Raw genomic sequence first — 15,318 nt, 5'->3', positions numbered from 1 at the left:
TTGCCAAGATCGGGGGATCGCCGACCCTTTCCAGGGGGCGGCGGCAAGAGTGATCCCGGGCGTGGCGCGCGACGGCGGCGCCGGTGCCGTCGACTGAAACGTGATCGCCCAAGCCCCGCATCAAGCGCTGCCGGCAAAGTGGATCCACCTGCCTTGGCGGGCGACGCCGGTCGAACTTGCGAACGCAGCCGTCGAACTCGGCAAGGTCCTATCCGGAGCTGATCGTCGATCATGCCGAAGGACGCCAGTGGGCGTTAGGTGCCTACGCAAAGGCCCGCAAAGGGTGAGCGTTGCTTTGACACAATTTCGAATCCCGCTATCGTCGTTGCTGCATTCAAACCGAGGGGGACGATATGGACGACGATAAACCCGTAACCGAACAGGCGATGGAGACGATCACCACCGCCGTGGAAGCGACCAAGGATGCCGCAGTCACCGCCGTCACGAAGGTCAGAAAGGCCGCCAAGAAGGTCGCAAAGAAAGTAGCGCCGAAGAAGGCCTCCAAGAAGAAGGCTGCCAAGAAGGCTTCGAAGAAGGCCGCAAAGAAATCGGCGAAGAAGGCGGCCAAGAAGACCGTGAAGAAGGCGGGCAAGAAGGCTGTAAAGAAAGCTCCGAAGAAGGCCACCAAGAAGAAAAAGGCCAAGAAGGCCAAGCGCTGATCGCAGCCCAAGGATAGGCAGAGCAAGCCTCCGGGTGCGGGCGCACCCGGAGGCTTTGCGGCGAAGTGCCCTACCCTCGCCGCTTGGATGCGCGCCGGCCTGGATGATGCTCGCCCCGCGGATCGCGGAATTCGCTGCGATGGCCGCGCCGGTCCTCCTTCGCGAACTTTCGCCGCTTCCCGGGCGAGCCGAACGCCTTGATCACCCGTCTGCCATTGACCTTCTTGATGACGTAGCCGCCCTTGGTCATCGAGAACGGCGCCTTCAGCGATCCCAGGTGGTCGAACTTGGTACCGCGGGGATGCTCGAACGGCTCGAACCAGGACGGATAGACAAAGTTCGACATCGGGAGACCGTTGACCGGGAAGGAGTCCTCTTCCACGGCGTCGCAGACCTCGTAGGCATATTGGGTGTTCCGGTTCTTGTCCGCCCAGAGATTGGCCATTGGGTCGAGCACCATCTCGAACAGCTCATGTGAGGCCGCCACGCTGATGGGCTCTTCGCCCAGGGCCTTGACGAAGATCTTCGAGATCGGCTGGCGGCGATGCGTCAGCTCATGGCGGCCGAGCATGTTCTTGTTGGAAGCGTCGTCGAAATAGACCAGCTGCCAATCGGTCGGCTTCGGCTTTTGCGTGACATAGAGATCGACCGGATAGCCCCACACCGGGAGGAAATGCTTGTCGTAGCACTTCTGAAGCGCCGCAGTGAGCGTGCTCATCTTGCGACCGCTGATCGTTTGCTCCGCGTAGTTGATGCAGGCAATTCGAACCGGCTTCATCGACCGGCCGAGCAGTGCGCGTCTCGCCTTCTTCATGGACATCACCGTGTTGAAAAGGAAATGGGATTGAATGGTCCCAGCCTAACACGAAACGGCCGATACACGTCAGGGATGTGTCCGTCGAAAATGCTAAAGGCGCCGGTTGACGACGAACACCGCGGCCGCGCACATCGCCATGCCGGCGATCGCAAGGGCGTCGAGCTTCTCTCCGAACAGCACGTAAGCCATCAGGGCCGTGACCGCGGGTACCAGGTAGAACAGGCTCGCGACCGAGGTCGCCGCGGCATGGCGGATCAGCCAGTACAGAAGCCCGATCGATCCGATCGAGAGCGCCACGGCGAGCCAGGCCAGCGCGAGCACGAACTCCCGCGTCCAGTGCACCACGCGGTCTTCGAATAGAAAGGCGCCGGCCGCGAAGAAGATGGTAACCGCGACATATTGGACCAGATTGCCAGAGCGCCAGTCGATGCGGTTGCAGTAGCGGCGCTGATAGAGCGTGCCAAGCGTGATGCTGATCAGGGCGACCACCGAGGCGAGCCAGCCGAGCCCGGCTTCGCCGGTCAGGGGGCGGTTGTGCAGGATTAGCACCACCCCGCCGAGGCCGAGCACGAGCCCGGCCCATTGCACCGGCGTCACGCGCTCGCCGAGCCAGCGGTTGGCGATGGTCGAGGTCAGGATCGGCTGCAGGCCCGGAATCAGCGCTGAGAGCCCTGCGGGAATCGAATGCGCGATCGCAATCGCGGTGCCGCCGAGATAGAAACCATGAACGAGGATGCCGGCGACCGCGCTGTGCGCGATGCCGATGCGGTCGGGCCATTTCGGGCGCGCAATCGCCACGATCACCGCCATCAAGCCGACCACGATCGCCATGCGGATGGCGAGATAGGTCAAGGGATCGGCATTGTTGATGACGTATTTGGTGCCGATGAAGCCGGTGCTCCAGAGCACGACGAACAGGATCGGCGCCGCGCGTGCGGCCATGTTTTCTTGATTATGATTCATTGCCGTCTTCATTGCCCGACCAGGGGCGCTGCGGCAACGCGAATTTACGGCGCTCAGATGTTGCGCTGCACGACGGACAGAGGAAACGGCAGCTCAGATCGGCCGCTCACCATTCTTCCGGACAGGGGTTTATGATCTTCCAGAGCTCGACCCCGTTCTTGATCTTCTTCATGTCGGTGGTGAGCCCGCCGTTGCGGCGGATCCAGTCCTTCACCGTGTCAGGATAGTAGGACATCAGATCCGACGTCCCTTCCGAGCTGGTGACCTTGATGCCGAAGGTAAAGGCCTTGTCATAATAGGCCTGATGGAAGCCAAGGCTCGCGCGCGGCGTCACGCAGATCTTGTTCATCGGCACGATGCCCAGCACCAGCGTGCAGGCCGAGTTGCAGATGCCGTCGATGATCACTCGCTCGCGCTTGTCGCGGACGCGCGCGTACTTGGCCTTGTACTCCTCGACATAACCGCCGTGGTCGCGCGTGATGTGCAGATCCGCCCGCGCCGGCGTGGCGACAGCAACGGAGAGCAACAGCAGGCTCAGGAGCGTGATGCGCATGGCAAAGGGACGGTGAAAACCTTGCAGGAATGGACCGGCCTCGAAGGACCCCCAAGGGGCCGGCAGGAATCTTTGACCAGATTCTCTTTGGTCATACTTGTGTGGGGAATTCGTTAAGCATCCCGAAAAGGCCAAAAATGGGCAGGCCGCGGGGGCGGACCGGCATTTCGGTCACACCGCCCGGGAATCCACGGAAATCGCCGGGTTTTCCCGCCGCTTGGGTGCCCAGCCCGCCGAAAATCGCTATAACGAGCTGACCTCTAAGTGTGGTTTCGGAGAATCGAGATGAGCAAGTTGAAGCTTGTTGCCATGGTTGCGGTCCTTTCGGCCGTGACCCTCGCCCCCAGCCTTGCGGAGGCGCGGCATCACCGGCATCACCGCTCTTCCGCCAACCCGCTGCCCTACCCGATCAGCTATTTGCACAATTACGGGCCCGGCGTCACCCCTGGCACTTTCGCCTATTACGACGGCCCGTCGACCAACCGCTGCTACCAGAGCGCGGCTGCCTATATCGGCCAGGACGGCCGCCGACACCCCTGCAACTGAGGGGTAACGGCGCGTCATCTCCCGGGGGAAGCCTTAACTGGCGGCTCCCGACAGCAGCAATTGCTTCTCGATCTCGTAGACCGGCAACTTCACGAGGTCCCTGCCGACTTCGCCCTGGAGCGCCTTGCGCACGGCGTCCGAATAGTCTGCGCGGATCATTCCGAGGGCGCGCGGCGAGGCCACCATGGTCAAAGCCGCGGTCTCGCCAGAACTTACGGCGGTATCAAGCCGTCCGGCGAGGCTCCGCAGGAAGGCGCGTTCAGCCTCGTCATGCCAATCGGTCTGCTCGGCCGAACTGCGCGCACCGCCCACCGCGGCATGCAACCGGCCGGGCGCGTCGGTCCCTTGCGCGGCGGTGGCAGGGTTGGACTGCTCATGCACCTCCCTTGTGTGAAGGTTCGGAAAAATCTCGTCGCCGAGATTCTCCAGAATCAACGCCTTGCGGCCATCACACACCACCAGCCAGTCGCCCTTGTCGATTCTCATCTTGTTCATTGCGCTGCTCCAAACGATCCGCGGACACAGCCCTCCGACGGAGGCGAAGCAACCGCCGGAGATGCTTTCCCTCCAATGCCTCGAGAGAACTGCCCACGGCGACAAGACTAGGGACGAAGCCAAGCGTGCGAATTGCGCAGGATCAAGGATGGTGGCGATGTTGGCCATGGCCGAAGCCGAGGTAGCTTGCGACAAGCCGGCTCAGGCCTGAGACGAACTGGCTGAAGATTTGTTCATCAGCATTACATTTCGGTTCCGCCACAATTTGAGCAGAACATCTTCGATATCCTGCATGGCGTAAGCGGAGGAAGACATCATGAAGTTCAATATTGGCCTCGTCGCCGTGGCCCTGTTCGGTGCCGCCTTGGCATCGCCGGCGGCGTCCGCCATGCCCATCGCGCCTGCACCTGCTACGCCGCAGGTCTCGAACGTCGAGCAGGTCCGCATGGTGTGCAATGAATGGGGGCGTTGCTGGTGGCGGCCGAACTATGCCTATGGTTACGGCTACGGCCCGGGATATTATGGGCCGCCGCGCTACTACGGCCCGAGATATTATGGGCCACGCTATTATGGGCCGCGCTATCGCCGCTGGTGAGATCTGAAGGGGCCCTCGGGCCCCTTTCGCATGTGCGAGGTGCGCATTCGGTTCGCGATCGCTGAGACCGATTCCAAACTGATCTGGATCGAGGAAACTGATCTAGATCAAAGAAAAGAATCCGCCGTCGGGCATTCTCTGCCGATGGCGGACCTCATCGTTTTTCGATGCCCTCAGACGGGTATGAATGTTCAAACTCACCTGGAAAGACAGCCGAAACTCGAAGGCCGACCTTTCGAAGCGTTCAGCTGCCCTGCGTGCACGCGGGTCCATTTCATCGATCTGGCCTTGGGCCGGCCGATGGTCGGAGACCGTTGACGCACGAGATCTCCGTCATATCCAGCTCCATGTGTTCGAGGCCGTTCGAACAGCCTCAAGTCCAGGCCACATCGCATGATCGACGGCCTGCTTCATGATTTACGGAATCACGTTTCACCATTGATATGATCTCCATCATTGCGGCGGCTGCGGGCTTGACGAAATGTTGTTCAATGCCCTGACACCTTCCTCCGCACTTCAACTGGCGACCTTCGCCGATATCGATGCGTTCAAGCCGGCCGAGCTGATGGAGGATGCCAGGAGCATCCCGCTCGACGTTGCGCGCTTTGCGGCGGCGCGTGCGGTCGTCTGCCTGCCGGCGTGCCGGATCATCCTGATGCGATCGTTTGCACGGATCCTGGATACGGCCTATCGCGCGCCGGGCGGGTGATCCTCTCGATGGCCGATGACCTGCGGGCCAATTTGAACGGCGTGGATATGGACTCGCGCTTCTTCGTGGCCCTGCGCGGCAACGACGATTGCCATTTCGTCGAGCCCAGAACCACCTGCTTGCAATGATCATCCTCTCGCCCCGCAGTTGCGATCCACGGGGCTTGGTCGGTCAATTGCGCGATGCGACGCGACACTCGGCCGGACCGAGCCGTCAAGACCGAACCGGTTGCCCGATTCCCAGGAGGTTTCCTTCACTGTCGCGGAACCACGCACCCCGCTCACCGGTGCCTTTGCTGGGGTAGTTGCCTCTGATCTCCGCAATCCCATCGACGGTACTCAGGCCGGGCAGGTCATACTCCTCGAACTCGACTCCCCGCGTGCGAAGCTCGCGCACCGTCGCCTCGATGTCGTCGACTTCCCAGCCCATTTGGGTGTGCGAGCCAGATTGCACTCCCGCCGAGACGAAGATCGCAAACTCGCCGGCCGTGCAGACGTAGCGCAGCCCGCCCGCGCGCTGTTCGACCGGTTCGAGCCCGAGTTTCTCCGAGTAGAACGCCCGCGCGCGATTCAGGTCTTTGGCTGGAAGGCGGGTTGCCACTTTCGCGTCCTTTAGCATGTGCTTTCTCCTTTCGTGATCTTAATGCGCTGGCTTGCCGCCAGCGATCTTCGGGAGGCGCCATATGGAGAATAACGTAAAGCAATTGTTCGAGCGCTACGAGAAGCTGTTCCGAATGGCGCTCGCGGGTGAAGTGGACATGGACAAGGTGGCATCTTCATACACCGCCAAGTTCGTCGCTGCGTCTCCGGCGGGCGTCAGTGTCGGTCAGAATGACGAGCACCTGAAGCAGATGATGCAGCAGGGATTCGAAAACTATCGCCGTATCGGCACCAAGGACATGCGACTTCGTAATGTCCGCATCGCACCTATCGACGAACACCACTGCCTGGCCCACGTGGCTTGGACCGCCATCTACGACCGAGGCAGCGAACCGGATATTTCCATTGATTTTGAGGTCCACTACCTGGTGCAGCAGCTTGACGACACACCAAAGATCTTTGGATGGGTATCGGGCGATGAACAGGCCGTTCTGAAGCAACACGGAATCATCTGATCCCACCTCTTGCCGTTACCCCCGGGCAATGGACCGCGGGAAGTCGCAATTTCGGCAGGATTTGGCGCGCTCGGAGAGATTCGAACTCCCGACCCTCGGAATCGAAATCCGATGCTCTATCCAGCTGAGCTACGAGCGCCTTGGCCCAAAGGACGGGCCGCCATCGAACGCCATCCGACCGTGCTGGGTAGCCAGCAGCGGGGAGCGTTCCGATGCGTTCGAATTAGCAGAGAGGCTCGACAATAAAAAGCCCTACCTGCCCCCACCGGGGGCAGAACCAAGCGCTCACCAGGTGGTGTCGAACAGGCCGAAATGCGGCTGCTGCGCCACCATCATCATCGGCCTGCCGGGCTGCGGCGCCGGATGCATCCTGGCGACCCTGCGCCGGGGCTGGGCCTGCGGAGCCTGAGCCAGAGCCTGCGGCCTGGCGTCCGTCTTCTTGGCTGAGGCGGCATCGGCCTTCGGGACCGTCTGCGTGAACTGCGCGAAGGTCTCGCGCACCCGTGCCTTTGCCGACATCTCGGCCAGGACGTCGGCCTGGACCGGCTGGCGGGGCGCAACCACAGCGGCCATATTCACCACCGGCGCAGCGATCGTCGGCTGAGTGGTGTCGAGCACGACGCGTTCAGGCAGGTGGCGATCGGACCGGATCCGGATCACCGGCTGTTCGTTGTTTGCGGTCGCAACCGCTTGCGCCACGGGAGAGGCCGGCAGGGCGAAGTTCGCCGCGAACAGCAGCGCGAGCAACGCTCCACCGACAAAAATGAAATACCGAAAGATGGGCATTGGCCACGCTCCGCCCCCGCATCCCCGCGCGGGCACTCCGCCTTAACCGGCGCTCTATCAATTGGTTCCTGCACCGGCTGTTCGGTTCAAATGGCAACGCCAAGTTTTTGGCCCAAGGGCCCGGGATGGTCACTTTTCCGCTATCGGATTGGGCCGCCCTTTACACTCGCCGCGCCGTAACCAGCGAACACTTCGCCTGATCGGCATTGACGTTGACGAAGCCGACAGGAACGTGCGCAAAAGTCTTACGGCTCTTCATGCTGACGGTGTCGGCCAGCACGCGGGTGCGCTCGGTCAGACGGCTGCCATCGCGCCGCATAAAGGCGCAGACGATTTCGACATCTCTTATGGCATAATCATTGTCGTTTCGCAGGGTGAACGTTACCAGCGCCTTCGAGCCGAGGCCGCCACGGCGCCAGGTCTGCGATGAAATCCTGAGGCGATCGAGCTCTGCCACTGCCTGAGCCGCGGAGGGCGGCAATTCCGCCGCTGGTTTGGCCGAAGCAGCCGCCTCAACGGAAGCCAGCTCCACATTCATTGGCTCGCGCTGAGCGGAGTTTCCCTTTGAGGGAGGTAACAGCACCCAGACGCCACAGCCGACGATGAAGGCCGCCAGCAGCCACAGCAGACTTCGGCCAGATGAGACGCTCGCGATCATCGCGCGCGCCAGACGCTCGCCGATCCCCGCGAAGCGTCCCCACCCAATGCGGTCAACCCCTACGTTCATGGGTGCATCACCGACAGCGACCGAGGCACGTGCCTGCGCATCCGTCCAACACCGATCTGGCCATTCTACACGGACTCGGCCACAGGTTACTTTAATCCAGCAGACGAACTATGGTTCCCGCGCTCGTGAGAATCCGGCAGCGACGGTGGCGATCACCGGCCGGGCTCGCTAACATGCACTGCAACATCGCGAAGACGCGCCGGGAGGAAATGAAATGCCAGTCGTCACTTGGGATCACGTCCATCTGCGCAGCCCCAGTCCGGAGGCCACCGCAGCCTGGCTGCGGGACATCCTCGGTGGCGAGATCGTCCGCGCGCCGGGACGAATCGACGTGAATCTTGGCGGCGCCAGGATCTTCATCGCGCCGCTGGAGGGCGACAACGCCGTCAGCCCACCACCACCGCACCCGCATCAGGGCCTCGACCATTTTGGCCTCACCGTGAAAGACATCGACGCGGTTGCTGCCGAGCTCAAGGCCAAAGGTGTCACGTTCACGCGCGAGCCGACCACGATCCGGCCGGGCGTTCGCATCTGCTTCCTCCGCGGCCCCGAAGGCATCTCCATCGAGTTGCTCGAGCGCGACAAGAAGTATACCTGACGCGGCGCGAACCGCATCGGGCGTCCGGTAGGCGAACGGGCGCCCGGCGCGGTTACGTCATGCTGCCCGGCATGAAGCAGCGGATGGTGACGCCCGTGTAGCCGTAGATCGGCCACACCATGGTCCGCCCGACCCGGTTCGGCTCCGAGATGACAGCCTCTTCGGGCACGTCGACCCAGACCAGTTCCTGTTTCTGGCCTTCGAGCACATAGCCAAGGCGCGGGACGCGGACGCGATAATGCCCGTCCTTGCTGTCCCAGTCGGAGTCCGAGAGCGCCGACCCGTCGGCATCGGAACAACATGGCCCCTTGCCGCTTCGCAGGCCGTCGAACCAGGCCTTCAATTCGGCATTGGTGTTGACGAACTGGCCGCGGTCGCGCGCGTGACCGAACGGCGCAGCGAAGGCAATCAGGGCTAATGCGCAGCCCAGCCCCGCCACGCTTCTCCAGCGTGTCGCACAACCAATTCGCCGATATTCTACTTTGCAATTCGTGGGACGCGCGCTGTACAGACGCGGCTCATCGCCGCCGGAATCGATCCAGTTGCTCACGTTGGTCTTGCTCCAGCACCCCGCGGCCAGTGCAACAATGGTTATGCATTTCGCGGGCCAACTCTGATTCGCAACGACCGGCCTCGCCTCACGATGAGACCGTCATAACGCCGTCACAGACAAGCCGGGACAATTACGGTCCCGGCTTGCTTGCCAACCGGCAAACTGCCGCGTTGCGCCAGGGGGTGGGCTTTGGCATAAAAGCTTTACCGGTGTGCCTCGGGCGACGGTCACCGACCTGCGGGACGTTATGAAGAACGGCCTCTACTCGATTCACGTGACGCTGCTCGATGGTCGAGCCGGCAAGGGCAGCGGCGTGATTCTTTTTCGCGACGGCAAGATTCTCGGCGGCGATGCCTATCTCTATTACACCGGCAGCTACAGCGTGAAGGACAACACCTTCAAGGGCGAGGTGCTGGTGCAGCGGCACACCTCGCCGCGGGCCGACGACAATCCGCTGTTCGGCGGGCCTGCTCCGGTCGGCATCGGCGTCAGCGGCACTTTCACCGACACGCGCGCGGAGATGACGGGCACGGCTCTGGTCGGCAAGGCCAGCCAGATCTTCGGCGCCACACTACACAAGCTCGCCGACGCCGATTAGCTATTCGGCAGCCTGCTCGAGCGGCGCCGTGCGCGGCAAGATCATCTGGATGCGCGTGCCGCTGCCCGGTTCGGAATCGAGATCGAGCCGCCCGCCGAGCCGGTTGGTCACGATGCTGTAGACGATGTGCAGTCCGAGACCGGTGCCGCCCTGGTCGCGCCGTGTCGTGAAGAACGGGTCGAAGGCGCGACGGCGCACGTCCAGCGACATGCCGCAGCCATTGTCGGAGAAGATGATCTCGACATTGTCCTTTCCGGACTCACGCACCTGGATGTCGATAAGTCCCGGACGTCCGTCGGGGAAGGCGTGCGCCACCGCGTTGAGAAACAGATTGGTCAGCACCTGCCCGTACGGGCCGGGATAGCTGTTCATGATCAGATTGGGCTGGCACTCGACATTGAGGGTCAGGTTATGCTTGCGCAGGCCCGGCCGCAGGCTCATCACCACCTGCTCGGTGAGATCGGCGAGATCAAAGCTGCGCTGATCCGAATAGTTGCGGTCGGCCGCGACCTGCTTGAACGACTGGATCAGCTCGGCGGCGCGGTTGAGATTGGCGACGAGCTGCGATGACGCATCGCGGCTGGTGTGGAGATAGTCGTTGAGCGTGGAGCGGCGCAACTCGCCGCGCTCGACCTCGGCGGTGAAGATCGCGGTCTTGCGCTCGAGCGCGGAGGCGACCGTGAGGCTGATGCCGACGGGATTGTTGACCTCGTGCGCGACGCCGGCGACGAGCCGCCCCAGCGCGGCGAGCTTCTCGGCCTCGATCAGCGAGGCCTGAGTCTCGCGCAGATTACGCAGTGCGGTCTCGGCGGCTTCCTTGGCCTTCCGCATCTCCTGCTCGCCGCGCTTGCGCTCGCCGATGTCCAGCGCCACGGTGACGATCCGCTCGATCTCGCCCTCGGCATCGAGCAGCGGCAGCTTGTTGACCAGCCATTGCCGCATGTTGCCGGAGGCGTCCTTGTATTCCTCCTCGTAGAAGCCGAGGCCCTTGCGGAAACTGAGCACGCGCTTGTCATTCTCATCGCTCTTGGCTGCGCCATAGCGCGACATCAGATCGGCAGTGGTGCGGCCGAGCGCGTCGCCGGGCTCGATGCCGAAGATGCCGGCCATGTAGCGGTTCATCAGCACATAGCGAAGATTGCGGTCCTTGACGTTGATGACCGCGGGCACCGTGTCGATGACCTGCTGGAGCAGACGGCGGCCTTCGGCGATGGCGTCTTCGGCGCGCTTCTGGTCGGTGATGTCGCGCAGCGTGCCCTCGTAGCGGACGATGTTGCCCGCCTCGTCCCGCACGCCGGTCGCGCTGTCGGAGAGCCACAGGATATCGCCGCTGCGCTGGCGCACCTGGTACTCGAACTCGCGCACCATGCCGTCGCGCGCCATCAGGCGCTGATATTCGACGCGCGCCTCGGGATGGACGTAGATCGTGTGAGCGATGTCGTTGATGCTGTCGATCAGCTGCTGCGGGCTGTCATAGCCCATCATCCGCGCCAGCGCCGGGTTGGCGTTGAGAAGGTCGCCGGCCGGCGTGGTTACATAGATGCCGTCGACCGAGCCTTCGAACAGCTTGCGGTAGCTTTCTTCGGCCAGCCGCTGCTCGGTGAGCGCGCGCACCGCCGCCTCGCGCGCCGTGTCGGCCTCCTCCAGCGCACGCCGGAATACTTCGGCCGCTCGCGCGATGTCGCCGATCTCGTTGTCGAGGTCGGCCGACGGGATCGAGGTCTCCTTCTCGCCGGCCGCAAGCGCGCGAATGGATCGCGCGATCTGGGCGAGCGGACGCACCGTCCTGCGCACCACGAACAACGCCGCGGCAATGCCGATCAGCACGCCGATCGTGCCGAGCACGATGCTCTGCCACCTTGCCTCGGTCAGCGTACGCGCGAAGTCGCGCGACAGCACGTGGCCGCGCCGTGCGCTGACCTCGCGCAGCAATTCGGTGACGCGTCCGATCAGCCGGCCCTCGGTTCCCAGCACCTCGCGATCGATATCGGCGATCTGCCGCTCCCTGACGGCCACCGCGATGATGGCCTCGGCGTAGTCGTTCACAGCCGATTTGAGCCCGCGATCCCCGATGTCCAACGCCCGCACGCCCTGCGCTGCCTGCTCGGCCGCGGACGGGTTGCGCGCAAGCAGTCCGAGCGCGATCCGGCTCTGCGCTTCCGACAGGCGGGAGGCGAGCTCGCGGTCGGCGGTGCCGGAGACGGCTGCGTCGAACTGGTCGCGCAGCGGCGGCAGCCCGGCGAGCAGCTGGGCGCGCCGGTCGATCAGGGTGGAGATCCGCTCCAGGCCGCTGCGATAGGTCGCAAGCCGCTCGGTGACCCCGTCGATCATGTCCTGCTGCTCGGGTGCAAGCTCGATGCGGGTCTTCTTCAGGATGTCGCTGAGCGTCGAGGCCGCCTCGCCGACCTGCTTGAACTGGATGCCGGCGCCGGGATCGGTGACGAAGTCGCGCGCCGCGAGGCGCAGCTCGTTCATGCGGCGGTCGATGTCCTCGGCGAGATCACCGACGCTCTGGAGCCGCTGCAACTCGGCGAAAGTGGTATCGATGTGTCTAATTGCGATCACGCTCGCGGTCGAGGTGACGATGATCACCGCCAGCACCAGCAGGAAGCTGCCGAACGTGAGCTGGCCGATGGAGAGCGAAAATATTCGCTTTTTCTCAGGGGTCGGCGTCGATTCGGCGGACATTGGTGCTTTAGGGACCGGGCTGCTGGAAGCCCAATATACGACGTATTGCGGCCCCGGGGGAACATGGCTTCGGCCGCCGTAAATCCTTAAAATTGCGGTCCTCGGCTGGCCCCTTCTGCCGAATTTACGAGGTTTTGACGCTGGCGGGCCTGCGGGCCGGGATCGTCATGGCGGCAACGCCGATGACGACGCAGGCCAGCCCGATCCAGGCGGTCTGGCTCAGGCTCTCGCCGAGGAAGGCGACGCTGATGGCGACCCCGATCGGCACGCGGAGATAGGCCTGCGCAGTGGTGCCGACTGAGCCCAGGGTCTGGATCAGGCGGAAGTAGATGGCAAAGGCCGCCGCGGTCGAGAACACGGCCAGCGCGAGGAGCGCAAGGACCGAGCTCAGCGACGGCGGCACTGTCCAGGGCTGTTCGAACACGAGCGAAGCCGGGATCAGGACCGCCGCACCCGTAAGCAGCGAGCCGGCGGCCGGCGCCATCGGATCGAGCCCCCTAAAGCTGCGGCCGAAGATCGCCGCGCAGGCGTAGCAGATGGTGGCAGCGACGATGGCCGCCTCCGCCACAAGCCCGCTGCCGACATCATGGAGAGCATCGACGCCAACGATCAGCAAGATGCCGGCCATGCCGGCAACCACGCCGATGAGCTTGCGCGGCGTCGTCACCTCGTGGCGGGTGACCACGGCCGTGAGCGGGAAGGTGAAGATCGGCGCGGCCGAGTTGAGGATGGTGGCCAGTGCCGCATCGACATGGCGCTCGCCCCAGGCGATCAGCGTCCAGGGGATAACGCTGTTGAGCACAGCCTGGAACGCGAAGCGCCGCCAGGTCGCTGTGTCCATCGGCATCTTGATGCCGCGCGCCCGCATGACGATGAGCAGCAAGAGGCCCGCAATCGCGGTGCGCGCCGCGATCAGCGTGATCGGCGGAATAGTGGCCACACCGAGCTTGATGAAGGTGTAGGAGCCGCCCCACAGTGTCGCGAGCGCGACCAGCAGCGCGAGCTCGACAGCGATGTTGGTATCCTGCCGATTGTCCATGGCCCGTCCCTCCGTCAGGGGACGGAACATACAGCAGCCAAGGGAGCAACAGTTCGTCGCCTATCGAAGTGTGCTAGCCGACGGCGCCCACCTCGAATACCTCGCCGTCATAGCCGGCGTCGCGGGGAATGCGGAGCTGGCGGCCGCTTTCGGTCTTGGTCATGACCGGCATCACCGTGACGATGGACATGCCGCGGGCATGATCGAGCGCGGCCTTGACGCTGCCCTGCTTGGCAAGCCGGATCAAATTGCGCGTGGTCGGGAACGGCAGCTTGAAGCGGCCGTTCTCGCCGCCCTCCACCGCCTCGCGCGGCGACACCCAGATCGAGTCGGTCGACTCCCTGCCGTCATGGGCGCCGAGCTGGTCGGGCGGTGCGGCCGCCAGGAAGAACCAGGTGTCGAACCGCTTCGGCATCCCCTCGGGCGTGATCCAGTGCGCGTAGGGCACGAGCGTGTCGAGCGCGAGCTGGAGGCCGTTGTCGGCCAGGATATCGAGGAAGCTGATCTTGTGCTCGTTGAGCGCGACGCGGTGCGCCTCCGCGATCTCGCCCGCGCGTTTGGCATTGATCGGCGTGCCCAAGTCCTTGGACCGTGCCAGCAGGATGCCGCTCTCCTCAAAGGTCTCGCGGATCGCCGCGATGCGAAAACCGCGGTCCGCCTCGCTTAGCCCCTCGCCGCCCGAATATAGATCGGACCGGTTGACGATCTCCTTGTCGCCGGCATCGACGCTACCGCCGGGAAACACCAGCGCGCCCGAGTTGAACTCGATCTGATGGTGACGGACCATCATGAAGACTTCAATTTCACCGCGGCTCTTGCCGTCGGCACCCGCGCCGTCACGCAGCAGAAGGATGGTCGAAGCGGGGCGCGATGCTGATGTCTCGGCCATCCAACTAACCTGCGGCGCTGGATTGCGGCCCAAGATTGGCACGCTTGTCGACGCGGGCCACGCGCGACAGCAGATACTCGACCTCGGCCTTTGCCGCCTGCGTGATGGTCGCGCCCGGCTTGCGCTGCGCGCTGGAGGCGATGATGCCGCGCTTCTGCAGCACGTATTTGCGCACGGCGAGGCCAGCGCCGGGCTGCTGCTCGTAACGGATCAGCGGCAGATGCGCGTCGAACAGATCATGCGCAGCGTCGCGCTCGCCATCCTTCGACAGGCGCACGACATCGATCAGAAGCTCGGGGAAGGCGTAACCGGTCATGGCGCCGTCGGCGCCGCGCTCCATTTCGAAATCCAGGAACAGGCCGCCATTGCCGCAGAGGATCGAAAGCGGCCGCAGCGAGCCGTCTTTCTGGAAGGCACGCAGCGTGGAGATTTTTTCCAGGCCCGGCCAGTCCTCGTGCTTGAGCATCACGCAGTTCGCATTGTCCATGACGATCTTGCGGATCACGGCCGGCGTGAACACCACCGACAAGGTCAGCGGATAGTCCTGGAGCACCCAGGGTACGTCGGCACCAATGGCCTCGGCCGCCTGCTTGTAATAGCCGACGATCTGGTCGTCGGTGCGAAGCGACGGCGGCGGCGCGATCATCACGCCGGCAGCACCCGCATCCATCGAGGCGCGCGCCAACGAGCGCATGGTGGCAAAGCCCGGCGCCGAGACGCCGACGATCACCTGCATCTTCTTGGCGCGCTTGACGAAGCGCACCGCGACCTGCTCGGCTTCGGCGGCGTCGAGCTTGGGCGCCTCACCGAGGATGCCCAGCACCGTGACGCCGTCGCAGCCGACCTCCTCGTAGAAATCGGTCAGGCGATCGATCGAGCGCTCGTCGATCCGGCCGTCGTCGTGGAACGGTGTCGGCGCGATTGCGAAAGTGCCCTTGGCGTCGGCGGTGAGTTTCATCGTGTCTCTCTGTCCTATCGTCTGTCGTCAT

Annotated in this window: 18 protein-coding genes, 1 tRNA gene and 2 pseudogenes; 8 read left to right on the top strand and 13 right to left on the bottom strand. The window is 63.7% G+C overall.

From position 1 onward, the window contains the following. Positions 1-127: 127 nt before the first annotated feature. A pseudogene (locus tag GWG65_RS07570) lies at positions 128-287 on the top strand (FAD-binding domain-containing protein); the annotation flags it as partial. A gap of 66 nt (positions 288-353) precedes the next feature. Further along, complete coding sequence (locus tag GWG65_RS07565; RefSeq protein WP_275194741.1) at positions 354-659, top strand: histone; 306 nt, start codon at positions 354-356, stop codon at positions 657-659. Positions 660-729: 70 nt separating this feature from the next. Here the strand turns inward: GWG65_RS07565 and GWG65_RS07560 are convergent, their stop codons facing one another. The 3 genes from GWG65_RS07560 to GWG65_RS07550 form a co-directional block, all read right to left on the bottom strand. After that, positions 730-1,473 (bottom strand): hypothetical protein, encoded by a 744-nt coding sequence (locus GWG65_RS07560; RefSeq protein ID WP_275194740.1) that lies wholly within the window; start codon positions 1,471-1,473, stop codon positions 730-732. Positions 1,474-1,566: 93 nt separating this feature from the next. Continuing rightward, positions 1,567-2,439, bottom strand: a complete 873-nt coding sequence (locus GWG65_RS07555; RefSeq protein ID WP_275194739.1) for a DMT family transporter — start codon at positions 2,437-2,439, stop codon at positions 1,567-1,569. 106 nt (positions 2,440-2,545) lie between these two features. Continuing rightward, positions 2,546-2,992 (bottom strand): hypothetical protein, encoded by a 447-nt coding sequence (locus GWG65_RS07550; protein ID WP_148737985.1) that lies wholly within the window; start codon positions 2,990-2,992, stop codon positions 2,546-2,548. A 285-nt stretch (positions 2,993-3,277) separates the two neighbouring features. On the opposite strand from GWG65_RS07550, the gene GWG65_RS07545 reads away from it, so the two are divergent. Then, positions 3,278-3,538, top strand: coding sequence for a hypothetical protein (locus GWG65_RS07545; protein WP_275194738.1), 261 nt, complete (start codon positions 3,278-3,280; stop codon positions 3,536-3,538). A 33-nt stretch (positions 3,539-3,571) separates the two neighbouring features. Here the strand turns inward: GWG65_RS07545 and GWG65_RS07540 are convergent, their stop codons facing one another. After that, entirely contained in the window at positions 3,572-4,033 is a 462-nt protein-coding gene (locus GWG65_RS07540) for a host attachment protein (protein WP_275194737.1), read from the bottom strand. A 316-nt stretch (positions 4,034-4,349) separates the two neighbouring features. On the opposite strand from GWG65_RS07540, the gene GWG65_RS07535 reads away from it, so the two are divergent. Both GWG65_RS07535 and GWG65_RS07530 read left to right on the top strand, forming a co-directional pair. Next, a complete protein-coding gene (locus GWG65_RS07535; protein ID WP_275194736.1) occupies positions 4,350-4,628 on the top strand; it encodes a hypothetical protein in 279 nt (92 codons plus the stop codon). A gap of 481 nt (positions 4,629-5,109) precedes the next feature. Further along, positions 5,110-5,479 (top strand): annotated as a pseudogene (locus GWG65_RS07530) (AraC family transcriptional regulator); the annotation flags it as partial. A gap of 71 nt (positions 5,480-5,550) precedes the next feature. Here the strand turns inward: GWG65_RS07530 and GWG65_RS07525 are convergent. Next, a complete protein-coding gene (locus GWG65_RS07525; RefSeq protein WP_275194735.1) occupies positions 5,551-5,955 on the bottom strand; it encodes a VOC family protein in 405 nt (134 codons plus the stop codon). Positions 5,956-6,019: 64 nt separating this feature from the next. Between GWG65_RS07525 and GWG65_RS07520 the strand changes: the two genes are divergently transcribed. Continuing rightward, entirely contained in the window at positions 6,020-6,451 is a 432-nt protein-coding gene (locus GWG65_RS07520) for a nuclear transport factor 2 family protein (protein WP_275194734.1), read from the top strand. Positions 6,452-6,513: 62 nt separating this feature from the next. Here GWG65_RS07520 and GWG65_RS07515 read toward each other — a convergent pair. From GWG65_RS07515 to GWG65_RS07505, 3 genes are all read right to left on the bottom strand, one after another. Next, a tRNA-Arg gene (locus tag GWG65_RS07515) sits at positions 6,514-6,590 on the bottom strand. A 146-nt stretch (positions 6,591-6,736) separates the two neighbouring features. Further along, a complete protein-coding gene (locus GWG65_RS07510) occupies positions 6,737-7,237 on the bottom strand; it encodes a hypothetical protein (RefSeq protein ID WP_275194733.1) in 501 nt (166 codons plus the stop codon). 160 nt (positions 7,238-7,397) lie between these two features. Continuing rightward, the gene (locus GWG65_RS07505; RefSeq protein ID WP_275194732.1) at positions 7,398-7,964 is read right to left on the bottom strand and encodes a hypothetical protein; all 567 of its coding nucleotides are present in this window, start codon (positions 7,962-7,964) and stop codon (positions 7,398-7,400) included. Between the two features lie 214 nt (positions 7,965-8,178). Here GWG65_RS07505 and GWG65_RS07500 point away from each other — a divergent pair, with 214 nt between their 5' ends. Continuing rightward, the gene (locus GWG65_RS07500; RefSeq protein ID WP_275194731.1) at positions 8,179-8,562 is read left to right on the top strand and encodes a VOC family protein; all 384 of its coding nucleotides are present in this window, start codon (positions 8,179-8,181) and stop codon (positions 8,560-8,562) included. Between the two features lie 52 nt (positions 8,563-8,614). Here GWG65_RS07500 and GWG65_RS07495 read toward each other — a convergent pair whose 3' ends face one another. Then, the gene (locus tag GWG65_RS07495; RefSeq protein ID WP_275194730.1) at positions 8,615-9,112 is read right to left on the bottom strand and encodes a hypothetical protein; all 498 of its coding nucleotides are present in this window, start codon (positions 9,110-9,112) and stop codon (positions 8,615-8,617) included. A gap of 250 nt (positions 9,113-9,362) precedes the next feature. Here GWG65_RS07495 and GWG65_RS07490 point away from each other — a divergent pair, with 250 nt between their 5' ends. Next, positions 9,363-9,713: a GrlR family regulatory protein gene (locus GWG65_RS07490; protein WP_275194786.1), complete on the top strand. Its 351-nt coding sequence runs from the start codon at positions 9,363-9,365 to the stop codon at positions 9,711-9,713. Here the strand turns inward: GWG65_RS07490 and GWG65_RS07485 are convergent, their stop codons facing one another. The 4 genes from GWG65_RS07485 to GWG65_RS07470 form a co-directional block, all read right to left on the bottom strand. Continuing rightward, positions 9,714-12,401: a PAS domain S-box protein gene (locus GWG65_RS07485; protein ID WP_275194729.1), complete on the bottom strand. Its 2,688-nt coding sequence runs from the start codon at positions 12,399-12,401 to the stop codon at positions 9,714-9,716. A gap of 124 nt (positions 12,402-12,525) precedes the next feature. Further along, positions 12,526-13,440 (bottom strand): EamA family transporter, encoded by a 915-nt coding sequence (locus GWG65_RS07480; protein ID WP_275194728.1) that lies wholly within the window; start codon positions 13,438-13,440, stop codon positions 12,526-12,528. A gap of 73 nt (positions 13,441-13,513) precedes the next feature. After that, on the bottom strand, positions 13,514-14,329 hold the full coding sequence (locus tag GWG65_RS07475) for an NUDIX hydrolase (protein ID WP_275194727.1): 816 nt from the start codon (positions 14,327-14,329) through the stop codon (positions 13,514-13,516). A gap of 4 nt (positions 14,330-14,333) precedes the next feature. Beyond that, entirely contained in the window at positions 14,334-15,287 is a 954-nt protein-coding gene (locus tag GWG65_RS07470; RefSeq protein WP_275194726.1) for a dihydrodipicolinate synthase family protein, read from the bottom strand. Between the last annotated feature and the right edge of the window lie 31 nt (positions 15,288-15,318).

Source organism: Bradyrhizobium sp. CSA207 (assembly GCF_029051685.1).
Classification (GTDB): Bacteria; Pseudomonadota; Alphaproteobacteria; order Rhizobiales; family Xanthobacteraceae; genus Bradyrhizobium.
Note: the sequence above shows the minus strand (reverse complement) of the source record. Positions and strands in the feature narration are given on the sequence as shown.

Excerpts from the sequence above, each read along its gene's own strand:
- GWG65_RS07565 (WP_275194741.1), top strand. The coding sequence starts at position 354 with ATGGACGACGATAAACCCGTAACCGAACAGGCGATGGAGACGATCACC.
- GWG65_RS07560 (WP_275194740.1), bottom strand. The coding sequence starts at position 1,473 with ATGAAGAAGGCGAGACGCGCACTGCTCGGCCGGTCGATGAAGCCGGTT.
- GWG65_RS07555 (WP_275194739.1), bottom strand. The coding sequence starts at position 2,439 with ATGAATCATAATCAAGAAAACATGGCCGCACGCGCGGCGCCGATCCTG.
- GWG65_RS07550 (WP_148737985.1), bottom strand. The coding sequence starts at position 2,992 with ATGCGCATCACGCTCCTGAGCCTGCTGTTGCTCTCCGTTGCTGTCGCC.
- GWG65_RS07545 (WP_275194738.1), top strand. The coding sequence starts at position 3,278 with ATGAGCAAGTTGAAGCTTGTTGCCATGGTTGCGGTCCTTTCGGCCGTG.
- GWG65_RS07540 (WP_275194737.1), bottom strand. The coding sequence starts at position 4,033 with ATGAACAAGATGAGAATCGACAAGGGCGACTGGCTGGTGGTGTGTGAT.
- GWG65_RS07535 (WP_275194736.1), top strand. The coding sequence starts at position 4,350 with ATGAAGTTCAATATTGGCCTCGTCGCCGTGGCCCTGTTCGGTGCCGCC.
- GWG65_RS07525 (WP_275194735.1), bottom strand. The coding sequence starts at position 5,955 with ATGCTAAAGGACGCGAAAGTGGCAACCCGCCTTCCAGCCAAAGACCTG.
- GWG65_RS07520 (WP_275194734.1), top strand. The coding sequence starts at position 6,020 with ATGGAGAATAACGTAAAGCAATTGTTCGAGCGCTACGAGAAGCTGTTC.
- GWG65_RS07510 (WP_275194733.1), bottom strand. The coding sequence starts at position 7,237 with ATGCCCATCTTTCGGTATTTCATTTTTGTCGGTGGAGCGTTGCTCGCG.
- GWG65_RS07505 (WP_275194732.1), bottom strand. The coding sequence starts at position 7,964 with ATGAACGTAGGGGTTGACCGCATTGGGTGGGGACGCTTCGCGGGGATC.
- GWG65_RS07500 (WP_275194731.1), top strand. The coding sequence starts at position 8,179 with ATGCCAGTCGTCACTTGGGATCACGTCCATCTGCGCAGCCCCAGTCCG.
- GWG65_RS07490 (WP_275194786.1), top strand. The coding sequence starts at position 9,363 with ATGAAGAACGGCCTCTACTCGATTCACGTGACGCTGCTCGATGGTCGA.
- GWG65_RS07485 (WP_275194729.1), bottom strand. The coding sequence starts at position 12,401 with ATGTCCGCCGAATCGACGCCGACCCCTGAGAAAAAGCGAATATTTTCG.
- GWG65_RS07480 (WP_275194728.1), bottom strand. The coding sequence starts at position 13,440 with ATGGACAATCGGCAGGATACCAACATCGCTGTCGAGCTCGCGCTGCTG.
- GWG65_RS07475 (WP_275194727.1), bottom strand. The coding sequence starts at position 14,329 with ATGGCCGAGACATCAGCATCGCGCCCCGCTTCGACCATCCTTCTGCTG.
- GWG65_RS07470 (WP_275194726.1), bottom strand. The coding sequence starts at position 15,287 with ATGAAACTCACCGCCGACGCCAAGGGCACTTTCGCAATCGCGCCGACA.